The organism is Chryseobacterium sp. ERMR1:04 (genome assembly GCF_001297705.1).
In the GTDB taxonomy this organism is placed as follows: Bacteria; Bacteroidota; Bacteroidia; order Flavobacteriales; family Weeksellaceae; genus Chryseobacterium.
Window position 1 is genome coordinate 371,110 of sequence record NZ_LIRF01000007.1, and the last position, 12,547, is coordinate 383,656.

General features: G+C 33.8%; 6 protein-coding genes. 3 read left to right on the forward strand and 3 right to left on the reverse strand.

All coding sequences use genetic code 11. From position 1 onward, the window contains the following. Window positions 1–10 precede the first annotated feature (10 nt). The 3 genes from AMQ68_RS16415 to argS all read left to right on the forward strand — a co-directional run bounded on the left by AMQ68_RS16415 (window position 11) and on the right by argS (window position 3,903). Window positions 11–1,435, forward strand: a complete 1,425-nt coding sequence (locus AMQ68_RS16415) for a SusD/RagB family nutrient-binding outer membrane lipoprotein (RefSeq protein WP_054511693.1) — start codon at window positions 11–13, stop codon at window positions 1,433–1,435. Window positions 1,436–1,559: 124 nt separating this feature from the next. After that, window positions 1,560–1,694 (forward strand): bacteriocin, encoded by a 135-nt coding sequence (locus tag AMQ68_RS25125; RefSeq protein ID WP_123905728.1) that lies wholly within the window; start codon window positions 1,560–1,562, stop codon window positions 1,692–1,694. A gap of 115 nt (window positions 1,695–1,809) precedes the next feature. After that, window positions 1,810–3,903: an arginine--tRNA ligase gene (argS, locus tag AMQ68_RS24740; RefSeq protein ID WP_071254871.1), complete on the forward strand. Its 2,094-nt coding sequence runs from the start codon at window positions 1,810–1,812 to the stop codon at window positions 3,901–3,903. A 52-nt stretch (window positions 3,904–3,955) separates the two neighbouring features. Here the strand turns inward: argS and AMQ68_RS16425 are convergent, their stop codons facing one another. Genes AMQ68_RS16425 through AMQ68_RS16435 form a run of 3 tightly spaced genes read right to left on the reverse strand, consistent with a single transcriptional unit; the run spans window position 3,956 to window position 12,274 of the window. Beyond that, window positions 3,956–4,885 carry a YihY/virulence factor BrkB family protein gene (locus AMQ68_RS16425; protein WP_054511694.1) on the reverse strand — a complete coding sequence of 310 codons (930 nt, stop codon included), beginning with the start codon at window positions 4,883–4,885 and terminating at the stop codon, window positions 3,956–3,958. 40 nt (window positions 4,886–4,925) lie between these two features. Then, window positions 4,926–7,250: a BamA/TamA family outer membrane protein gene (locus AMQ68_RS16430; protein WP_054511695.1), complete on the reverse strand. Its 2,325-nt coding sequence runs from the start codon at window positions 7,248–7,250 to the stop codon at window positions 4,926–4,928. Then, entirely contained in the window at window positions 7,250–12,274 is a 5,025-nt protein-coding gene (locus AMQ68_RS16435; protein ID WP_082384137.1) for a translocation/assembly module TamB, read from the reverse strand. The genes AMQ68_RS16430 and AMQ68_RS16435 overlap by 1 nt, the downstream gene beginning before the upstream one ends. Window positions 12,275–12,547: the final 273 nt, after the last annotated feature.

A 12,547-nucleotide genomic window follows, 5' to 3' on the forward strand; every position in this document is an offset into this window, starting at 1 on the left:
TACAATAAAGATGAAAAATATATTAAAAACAAGTTTAGCAATTCTATTTATTGGTTTGGGCTTAACGTCATGCCAAAGCGATATAACATCATTGAATGAAGATCCTAAGCATCCTTCAACTCTTCCGTCTCAAAATCTATTGGCAACGGCCTTGTTCCAATCATCTTATTATATGGATACTCCAAATGTAGGTTTTAACAATTATAGATTTTTCACTCAGCAATGGGCAGAAACGGAATATCCAGATGAAACTCAATATAACTTGGTAACTCGTAACCAACCAAGAAATCATTTTAACAGGATGTATGTTTATAGTCTTAATAATATTAAGCAGGCAAAAATTAATTTACCAAATGAAATTAATACAAATGATGAGAAGGTTAATAAATTAGCAACGTTGGAAATTGAAGAAATTTTCATCTGGGAAAATCTGGTGGATACTTTTGGTGATATACCTTATTCTGAGGCTTTTAAATCCAATGAAATTTTAACACCAAAGTATGATGATGCTAAAACAATCTATCTTGATTTAATTAAAAGAATAAATGAGGTAGTTGCAACTATAAAACCTGCTTCGAAAGGATATAAATCTGGTGACTTGGTGTACTCAGGAGATATGACAAAATGGATGAAGTTTGCTAATTCTATTAAATTAAGACTAGCAATGAATCTAGCGGATGAAGATCCCGTATTGTCTAAAGCTACGGCAGAATCAGCAATCGCAGCGGGTGTTATTTCTTCAGAAGCGGAGGCGTATAAATTTGCATACGATGGAAATACATTTTCCAATCCTGTTTTTGATAATTTAGAAACAGGTAGAAATGATTTTATACCTAGTGAATTGGCCGTTAATACAATGAGTAGTTTATCAGACCCTAGAATGGAAGTCTGGTTCACTAAAGTTAATGGGGTATATAAAGGAGGTGTTTTTGGAAAATTAAATGATCCCTATACAGACTATTCTCAATTAAGTACTTATTTTAGGTCTTCAACTAAAGCATCTAATTTATTAAGTTATGCAGAGGTTGCTTTTCTAAAAGCCGAAGCAGCTGCTAGAGAATATTCAGCAGGGGGAACAGCAGTTACTCTTTATAATACTGCTATTACAGCATCAATGAATGAGAATGGGGTGAGCACTAGCAACACAGTTGCCTATTTAGCTGCGCATCCTTATAATGCTGCTAATTGGAAACAGTCTATTGGAACACAAGCATGGATAGCCCTATTTAATAAAGGTTTTGCAAGTTGGAATTTTACAAGACGTTTAGATAATCCAACGCTTGTTAACCCACCAACATCTAATCTACCTTCGGTACCTTATAGAATGCCTTATTCTGATCAGGAATATGTATTGAATGGAGCTAATGTAAATGCAGCTGCAACAAAAATTGGAGGCGATAAAGCAACAATAAAACTGTTCTGGGATAAAAACTAAATAATTTTTAAATCTTATCATATAAACCGCCTTCGGGCGGTTTTTTACAATCATTTACCAACTAATTATTACATTTATAAAATGTTTTTATTATATTTGGTTAACCACTAATAACAAAATATTTATGAAAAATTTAAAAGCACTTTCTAAAAAAGACCTTAAAAAAATTCAAGGTGGGCAGGCTCCTTTATGTTGCTTAAGCTGGGACCCTATATTGAAAGATTGCAGAAGATGGGACGGCAATTGTCTTAATCCTTAACAACTTTTAAAAGACTTCGTTTACGAAGTCTTTTTTATTTCACTAAATTTGTACTTCAAAATTTTGAGACGAAATACGGCTATTTTATACAGCCATGAAAAAATAAATAGGACACATGAATATTAAAGATATAATAGAAGGGAAACTTTCAGAGATTATTTTAAATGTATATCAGTTAAAAGACATCAAGCTGGAAGTTCAGGAAAATAAAACTGAATTTGAAGGCGATTTTACAATTGTTACTTTTCCATTGGTAAAGCAGTTGAAGAAAAATCCTGAAAGTATTGGTGTTGAGCTGGGGGATGCTTTAACAACACAAACAGAATTATTGGAAAGTTTTAATGTGGTTAAAGGGTTCCTTAATGTTAAAGTTAAAAATCAATTCTTTGTAGATCAATTTAGATCGGTAACAGAAGGTTTCTCAACAATAGAAAAGAAGGATGCTACGGTAATGGTAGAATATTCTTCTCCAAATACCAATAAGCCTTTGCACTTAGGGCACGTAAGAAATAATTTATTAGGTTTTTCTGTTGCTCAGATTCTTAAGGAAGCTGGATATGATGTGATTAAGTCTCAAATTATCAACGATAGAGGAATTCATATTTGTAAGTCGATGTTGGCTTGGGAGAAGTTTGGTAAGGGAGAGACTCCTGAGGCTACCCATACAAAAGGCGATCATTTTGTTGGAAAATATTATGTGGAATTTGATAAGGAATTAAAAAGACAGACAAATATTATTTTTAATGATTTTAGAATAAATAAGTTTGACAATTTTGATACAAGTAAAAAAGCAGAAGTTCAAGCTTTAAATGAAAAAATTGATCTTCTTGATAGTAAGAAAAAGGAATTGCTTAATACTGTAAATTTTGAGGAGCTATCAATATTACATGAGCAATTTAAAAATCAACTTGAAATCAGCTTAGATGATAATTTATTAATTGCTGGAGTTCCAAAAAGAGTAGAGGAAAATATTTCAGATGAAGCCGAATTGGAATTAGTAAAAAAAGAATCAAAAATATTTATCAATTTATTTAAAGATGTATTAGATGTTGAAGATAAGCTTGAGATCGAAAAATCAAATCTAAAAGAAATTTGTAAACCAGCTTCTGAAATTATGAAAGAAGCTCAGCAAATGCTTTTAGATTGGGAGAAAGGCGATGAAAAGGTAAGAAATCTTTGGAATGAAATGAACTCTTGGGTGTATGAAGGTTTTAGTGAAACATACAAAAGATTAGGCGTTGATTTCGATCAGGTTCAGTATGAAAGCAATACCTATATTTTAGGGAAAGACCTTATTCAGGATGGTTTGGAAAAAGGAGTATTGTACCAAAAAGAAGATGGTTCTGTTTGGTGTGATTTGACGGATGAAGGGTTAGATCATAAACTATTGTTGCGTTCAGACGGAACCTCGGTGTATATGACACAGGATTTAGGAACGGCAGTAGAACGTTTCAAACAAAATAATATCCAGAAATTAATTTATACCGTAGGAAACGAGCAGGATTATCACTTCCAAGTTTTATTTAAGGTGTTAGGTAAACTAGGATTTGCTTGGGCAGACCAATTATTTCACCTGTCTTACGGAATGGTGGAACTTCCCAATGGAAAAATGAAATCTCGTGAAGGAACGGTTGTAGATGCAGATGAGTTAATGCAGGAAATGTATGACACAGCAGAAGCAAAAGCAAAAGAAATTGGAAGACTTGAAGAGCTTGCAGAAGAAGAGAGAAAAGCTTCTTATGAAACCATAGGGATGGGCGCGTTGAAATATTTCATGCTTAAGGTTGATCCTAAAAAGAAGATGTTATTTAATCCGGAAGAAAGTATCGAGTTTAACGGAAATACAGGACCGTTTATTCAATATACTTATGCGCGTATTCAGTCTTTATTGGCAAAAGCGAACTATGAATATCAAGAAGTTGTTGCTGTAGATGCCAACCAATTTGAAAAAGAATTGATTGTATTATTGGCTAACTATAAAAACATAGTAGAAAAAGCAGCGGAGGCATTAAGCCCTGCATTGGTTGCTAATTATGTATATGATTTGGTGAAATCTTATAATTCATTCTATCAAAATCAAAGCACTCCGATTTTAAAACTGGAGGATGAAAATCTAAGACAATTCCGTTTGAATCTATCAGATTTATCGGCAAAAACAATACAAAAATCATTAGGATTACTGGGAATAGGAACGGTAAACAGAATGTAAAAAATGAAAGCCTCTTGAAAATATCAAGAGGCTTTTTTATAGATTTAAAAAATCAGACTTCAGGATTCTGATCTTTATTTTTTTCTTCATAGAGTTTTGCGGCACTCCATTTGGCATGTTTTGAAGGAATAATTTTATATCCTTTCTTATAAGTATATACCTTGGTAAATTCGGCTCCGAAGAAGACAAGCATACAGGAATAATTAATCCACATCATAATTAATATTACGGTTCCTGCGGTTCCAAAAGCGGAAGTAGGTTTGAAGTTTCCGAAATAAAGACTCAATAAAAATTTACCTAATGTAAATAATAGGGTGGTTAAAAAAGCACCTTTCCAAACAGGTCTCCAGCTGATTTGTACATCAGGAAGAAATTTAAACATTAATGCAAACAACAGCATGACAAGCCCAAAACCGATTCCAAAATTCACCAACTCTACGAGTAAATAAGTTTCAAATCCGAAATATTTAGTAATGATCCCATTGAAAACACTGATCAATGAAGATAAGATCATGGTGATCATTAATAAAAAGCCGATCATAAGAATCATTCCTAATGAATTGGCTCTGTCTAATAAAAATTTAATTAACGCTTTTTTAGGAGCAGACTGTACGTCCCAAAGGCTGTTCAGGGAATGTTGAAGTTGGAAAAATAGGGTAGTGGAACCAAAAACCAAAGATCCTATTCCCACAATTTTCATGAAAATATTTTGTTTGTCGATCAAAGCTCCGGCAATCATACTTTCTACACTCTTGGAGACTTCAGCTCCCATGATGCCGCTGATTTGATGACTAATCTCTCCACGAATAGCTTCTTCACCGAAAAAATTACCTGCGATCCAAATAATAATAATCAATAAACCTGGAATGGAAAATATAGCATAATAGGCAAGACTCGCAGAATCTCTTGATGCGTTGGAGCTACTCCATTCATTGAAAGTTTCTTTTAAAACTTCCCAGAAAAATTTTGCGTTTTTTACCATACAATTGTGTTTAAATAAATCAATATTAAAAATCAGAAATTTAAAAAGGATATCCGATTGCTATATTCAGAATAAGATTGTCTTTTCTCCAAGCTGCATTTCCGAAATCGATTTCGTTAAATGTCCATCGGTCTCCTTTTGGATAATAAGGAATTCTCAATGGCATAGCCAGATCTAATCTTAAAATCAGAATAGAGAAATCAAGTCTTAGACCAACTCCGGCTCCCACAGCAATTTCGTTTAAGAAATTTTTTGAGAATTTAGCTCCCGGTCTATCGGGATCATCGTGCATTAGCCAGACATTTCCGGCATCAACAAAAGCGGCTACATTCAAAAATTTATAAAGATTAGCACGGTATTCAGCATTTAATTCTAACTTAATATCTCCTGATTGATCAAGTATGAAATTAGGATCTTGAGTTCGAGGATCATAACTTCCTGGACCGAATGTTCTGGCACGAAAAGCACGAATACTATTACTTCCTCCTGAGAAAAACTGTTTAGAAAAAGGGATAAATTCTGAATTTCCATACGGATAGGCAACGCCTCCAATAAATCTAGTTGCAAATGAACTTTTCTCAGTGAATTTATGGTAGAATCTTACGTCATTTTCAATTTTAGCATATTGACTGAATGGAATTCCGAAAATTTCTTTTTGCTTATCTTTTTTGGCATTAGCACCGGTTACCAAACCAGTAATATTTCCTGCCAGATCCAAGGTACCTTTATAGTAAAATGTATTGGTTCTCGGAAGCATGGTATTGGTGTAGGTATAGCTATAAGTAGGTCCGAAAATAAGTTGTTCCTCAACTACTCTTAGTGCAGCAGGAGTTGTCGCTTGTGCATAAAATGCCTCGGTCACATTCGCAGGAGAAACTAAAGTAATATCCATTACCTTTAGCTCATGTTCTTTTTTGGCATTCTCTTTCCAGACATATCCGAATGATGCATTAAAATTATTGAGTTTATAATATTCTGTACGGTTCAGTAATTCGTATCCCAATGTTATATTCGTTCGTGGAACAAAGGCACTTGAAGAATTGAAACGGAAAGGCGCTACAATTCTTGGGATAGAAAGTTGCACATTGGCTCCCGCACGGAAAATATTTTTTGCATTTTCCTGACCTCCCATTTGTACGTCAAAGGCACCGTACACAGCTGCTTTAAACTGCTCAGCTCCTTTAAAGAAGTTTCTATGCGTCCAGTTGAGGTTCAATTCACTACCTGCGTAATTTGCAGAGTTGGTTCTTCCTAAAGCTTCCAGTCTTAGAGATTGAATTTGCCTTGGGGTCAGTAAATAATAGGCATCAAATTTATGATTTAAAGAGTCTGAAAGAACAAATTCATTTTTTACAAATTTGAAAACACCCAAACTAATCAATCGGTTTAGAGATAAATTGTGATTGGAACGGTTGTACAGATCTCCTTTCTTAAAGTATAATGCTCTGTCGAAAATCTTTTGCTTAAATTTATGTTGAGGATCGATGACGTAGATATTGTCATAGGCATATTTTGAAAGTGAATCTACATCCATTGGAACTTTATATTTCCCTTGCTTTACATCCTGAATATTGTAAGTAGGGAAAACAATAACATTATTAATGGTGAATTGTTCGGTCGCAAGATCTGGCGTGTCTTCTTTTAGTTTTACATTCAATTCAACTTTATGCCCTTTGCTCACGGTACTGTCTGCCTGAACAATAATATTATCCGGACTGAAATAATAAAAACCTCTTTCTTTTAAGCCCGTATCAATACGGTCTCTTTCACTTTTAATAACATCAAGATCAAATGGATTTCCAGATTTTAAGAATGTTTTATCCGTAAAAGTTTGAATTTCTTTATTGATAAGAGAAGAATCTTTTTGAAACTTTACATTGCTGATTAAATATCTTGCGCCCGGTCTCAGCTTATAAATTACCTGTGCTTTTTTATTTTTAGAAACGGTATCGTATGTTGCTTTTGCATTAAAATATCCTTTGTTTTCAGAATAATTTTCAATGATTTTTTTGTTGAATTCACGATCTACATCTCCTAATAAAACAGGTTTTTCGCCTATCTTATATTTCAACCAATAATTAAAACCTTTGTCTTTTTTTGGTTCTTTGGCTATGTTATAAAAATATAATTTGGGACGTAATCCTAAGATGGTTGAGTTAGGTTTAGGAACCAAATTCTCTTCCAAAGCAGCTTGAAGTTCATTTTTATCTTTTTTGGAGATCGTATCATTTTCTATTTTTACTGCTCCGCCGGTGTAAAGCATTTGCCCTTCCTTCAGAAACTTTGTATTACTACACGAAAGAGTAACCGCAGCAAATCCCGAAGCGAGCAAATATTTATAATATCTATTCAATTTACTTTTCATTATTTAAATTCTACCACTAGGTTATTCTTGTTTTCTTTTTTACGTCTTTCCTTTTGATTTTTTTGGAAGATCTCACGGAATTTATCATAGTCTAAAGTGATCACAAAACCGACTCCTGTTTCTATAATCTGCCCTTGAAGGGTTACCTGATATTCATCTTTACGATAGGCACGAAGCATATATCTTCCGTCTTTTGAAAGGCTGTAATCTACCGTCACATTTCCTGCAATATTGGTAGTGTTTTCATTTTCACGGGCCTGACCTTCCAATGCGAAATTACTTCCCACCGAAACTTTTAGACGGTCATTCAGTAATCTTTTACTAACCCCTACATTAAGATCTGTTCTTGTATTTTTTTGTCCGCTTGAATAATCTTCAGATGAATTAAGTCCCAAATCGATATCAACTCCTTTGATTAAACCTGAGGCAAGATTGTTTAATTGTTGAGACAAAAGGCTACTCACACTCTGTCTTGCCATTGTTTCACCTGATACTCCTGCACTTGATTTAAAAGGATTTTCTCCAATGAAACGATTAAGAAGAAGAAGGGCAAAAACTTGTTTATTTAATTCAGATTCTTCAGTTCTAAGCTGAGTAAGTTTTGCATTTACTAAATCTGTTACCGTTGATGATACTGCATTATTTTTATCATCCGTAGTAATGTCAAAACTAATCTGGGGTTTTAAAAGTTCACCTTTCATTACTAATAGCGTATTGAAAGGTATTTTCTGTTTATATAGATTTATTTCGCTATCACTCGTTATCTGTTGCTCAACAAGATCAATAGGGGCTGCACTTGTTTTATAAACGGCCGTAATATCCATAATTCCTGAGGTAGGCTCTCCTGTCCAGGTAATCGTACTTCCTTTTTGGATGTCGAATTTACGTTTCAGAAGACTTACAGAAAGTTCATAAGCTCCTTTTTCTACTTCATAAACGCCGACAAGCGTCATTTTTCCTGATGGATCAACTCCTCCTGTTAATTCTGCCTCTCCCTGAAGTTTTACAAAATCACCATTCGCTTTATCAATGATAATCGACATTTTAGCTTCTTTGCTTACTTCAATATTCACACTTACATCCATCCCTTTGATGCGGTTTTGGGCTTTCAGAGAATCTGTTTTTATGGTTTTGTTTAAGACCACCTGATCCTGATCAATAAACTCTACAATCCCATCTCTTTCCTGTAATGACGGACTGGTTTGCGGAAGAACAAAAGAGAAATCGGTATTATCAGAAACGGCTAATGTTCCGTCTACTTTTGGAAGGTCTAAGTTTCCTCTAATATGTAATGCAGCATCAATCGCCAGAATTCCATACATCATGGCATCATTGGATTTTTCTGAGTTTACTACTTTGAATTTCTTCGCATTTAAATCAAGATTGAAGGCATAATCTTTATAATTTTGAGTAAGAACTTCTCCGTTAATCACAAGAGCATTTCCGTCCTTATCATTTATTTTAAACTTATCAAATTCAATTCCTCTGCTCGTAAAGTCGATCTGATCATTTAATTTTCTGAAATCACTTCCTGTTTTTGCAATCTCTAAACCAACGTCATTGAATTTTACTTTTCCTAAAATATTAGGTTTGTCTGTATTTCCTGTAATTTTCAGATTTCCTGAAAGGTATCCTTCAGTATTGGTAATGGAATTCATAGAGAATCCTTGTACAGATTTCATTTGAAGCTTATTGATGGCCATATTCAGATCAAATGTGCTTGAAGACGTATTGTAGTCTCCCAAGATGGTCACATCGTTATTATTTCCGGAAAGGGCAATGTCAGCATTTAAAAGATTCGGTGAGGTATTGTTGACTTTCACTGCAAGATTTCCAATCGCATTTCCGTACACAAACAAATCTGAAACAGTAAGATCTGACGTGAAGGTCATATTTTTTGTGAGATCTCGAAGCTGAGCCGTTCCATTGATGGTTCCTTTTGCTAAAACGGAATCTTTTTTAATGATCTCAGTAATGGTTTCTATTTTGAAATCTTTCAATGAAACATTTAAAGGACTGTTCGGAGATTGGGTTTCCGATTGCAGTAAAATTTCACTTCCTTTATGGGAAAGTCTGAAATTATCTGCTAAAATCCCTTTATCACTTATTTGAATCTTATTGCCTTCTCCAACGGTCCAGTCGCTGTAATTTAATTTTAAACCATTCGAGTTTAAGGACACTTCTGTAATGTCATTCAATGATTTTGCATTTCCGGCGATCAGGAACTGGGTGACATCTTTTTCGTCTTTTGTAGTGATGTTATAGTTGATGATATTGTTGGCAACATCTCCGTTGATATTCACTTTGTTTAAGGCTAAACTTGAACTTTTTAAAGCAGCTACACTGAAATCATATTGCAAAGCCTGATTTTCATTGGTCACTTTTAATGCAGCATTTTCAATGGTATTTTCACCATACAGCAATTGTGGAATTTGTCCGTTGATTTCAATTTTTTGAGAATCAGCATCATAATTTCCAACTAAGTTGATCGTTTCAAAGCTTTTTAGATCCGGAACAAATTTTCTGATCAGATCATCATTTTTAATTTTAGCATTAAATGTAAAGTGTTGTCCTGCATCAATTTTTTGAGTCTTATCCGGTTTCTGAAACTGATAATATTGATTAATAGTTTGCGCTAAAGATCCAAAGATCTGGGTAAGTTTATATTTTCCGTTTAATTCAACATCAGCAATCTGTGAGTTGAACATAATTTTTGTAGAATCATTGCTTGAAGAAGCTTTTAAATTAACTTCCTGAAGAGGGTATACTTCTTTTGTATCAGAGAAAGCAAAGTTTTGAAGATTTAAATATCCATTTAAATTATCAGGATCAAGACTGGTGAAATCTCCATCAATTTTTCCTCCGATGATCATTTGTTTATCATAGAAACCAAGCTTGTTTAAGTCTAGCTTAATAATCTCTCCGTTTACTTTTACCGTAGGATTTTTCTCATCGTATACTCCGGATGCAGTTAGTTGTAGATTGGCATTCGGATCTTTCGAGTTTAAAACGATATTATAAGCTCCACGGTTGATCTTTCCTGTAAGATCCATGTTTTGATAGCGGTATCCTTTATAAGTAGCCGATGCAACGTGACCTTTTAAATCAGCATTTGCATTTTTGAAATCGAAGCTTTCTCCTTTTGCAGAAATCTGAGCAGTGATAGATCCGATATCTTTATTCTGAATGAGCTTCCCAATCTGTAAACCTTGAAGATTAGCTTTTACATCATAAAGTTCATGATTTTTTCTTCGCATATCCACCTTCGCAATAATTGCGGCATTTCCAAGGGTAGAATACAAATTGAGGTTGGTGTCTACGACTGTTGTAGAACCTTTTGCCGTCCCTTTTATACTGAAATTAGAAGGCAAAGAAATATTTGAAGGAATGGTATTCTTCGGAACTAAATTAAAGATTGTTTTTGCGGATGAAGAAAACTCTGCAATTTTTAAATCATAATACAAATTGTTAGGATTCATTGCATTTTTAATTCTTCCAGATGCGGCAACGCGTAATTGATCTAGTCCTGAAACTTTCATATCTTTGATCAATAAATCATTTACAATTCCTTTTACATTGGCATTTACACTCAATATCGCATTTGGATATTTATTGAATGGAACCGTATTTTTTAAAGTAGGAACCAAATTAAGGATATCAGAAAATCCAATTTTAGAATCTTTAATATTCGCTGAAATTTGTATTGCTCCAGGGTTTGAACTTAATTGTTCGATGGAGTTATAATTTAAAATAACCTCATCTCTAATCAATGTTTTCGGAGTTTGTAAATAAAGATCTTTCAGGTAAGCTTCTTTTTCTCCATATACAAAATCGGTATTGAATTTTTGAATATCCAATCCTCTTGCTTCCTGAATTTCTGCTGAATTTACAGTTCCTGCAAAAGTATTATTCTCCATCTTAAAGCTTCGGACTTCTACATTCATTTTTGAAAAATTCATGTGGTTGAAATCCATTCCCTGTTTTGTAGGAGCGATGGCGGTGTTGTTGTAGGCTACTTTTACGTCATTCAATACCAGTTTTCCTAAAAGCAGTTTCATTGCTTTTTCTTTGTCGGAATTGGTTGAAGGTTCGGATTCTTTAGTGTTTTTTGGATTGGCATTTTGTGCCGGAAGATATAAATTGGCATTAACGTCAGCTCCGGAAAGGAATACATTTCCTACATTATAAGCATTGTTCTCTAGATCAAGCTTGTTGACTTTTGTGCTTAATTCTTTAAATAAAACTTTTGCAAATGTTTTGGTATTATCATCTCCGTAGTCAATGTCGAAATTGGTTAGCTTAATTCCTCTTAAACCAATGTTCATCGGTTTTTGATTGTTGAGAGAATCCACTTTTTTCTCTACTTTTTTGGCAACTTCTTTTACAAGATCCTGCTTAAGTTTTAACTTTAATCCGTCAAGATTAATGTCATTAACGGCGTATGTATTTTTAGTTAAATCAAAAGTTTTAACCCTTGTGTCAAAAGATTTGAAATAAAGTTTAATATCATTTCTCGATTGTTGATCATTAAAAGTAACTCCAATATCTTTTAAATTGATTTTATCAAGAGAAATAATAAACGGTTTAGACGGGCTTTCTTCTTTATCTGTTGTTGCAAAAGCATCAATAATATAATCGAAGTTGAATTTTCCATCCGGTTTTCTTACCACATTTGCGCGAACGCCTTCCAGATCTACAGATGTAATATCTGCGGTGGAATTGATAAGTTTAAGCATATTTAAACCTACATCCAGTTTTTTTACGGCAAGAAGGGTATCGATATTCTGGCCTTTTAAATACAAATTTTCCATAACAAGACTGTTTGGAAACCCTATATAAACCTTTTCGAGGCTCACTTTTGTTTTGATTTTTTTCTCAAGATAGACGACCAGTTTGTCTTTGATAAAGTTCTGGACGGCTGGTAGCCTTAAGCTGAATATAAGCAGAGTGAGCAAAACCAATATTGAAATAAAGGTTATTGCAATACGCTTTAGGATCTTTTTTGTATTAAATTTTTGTTTCAAATGTGGAGTGATTTTGTAACAAAGATAATAAATCATTTTTCAATGAATATTAAATTTCTATGTTGTGGTACCACTTTCAGAGTGCAAAAATCCTGCCTTGACTGCCTATTATGGAATTTAGTCTAGTTAGCGAAGTGAATTAGTTGATAAGAACAGCCAAAGCGTGGATTTGAGTTGATTTTTAAAAGCCCCCTTTTTTCTCATTGTTTACTTTTGAAAAGGTTGTGCAAAAATGAATATCAAATTAGGTTTCAAAAGGGGGCATACCTTAAG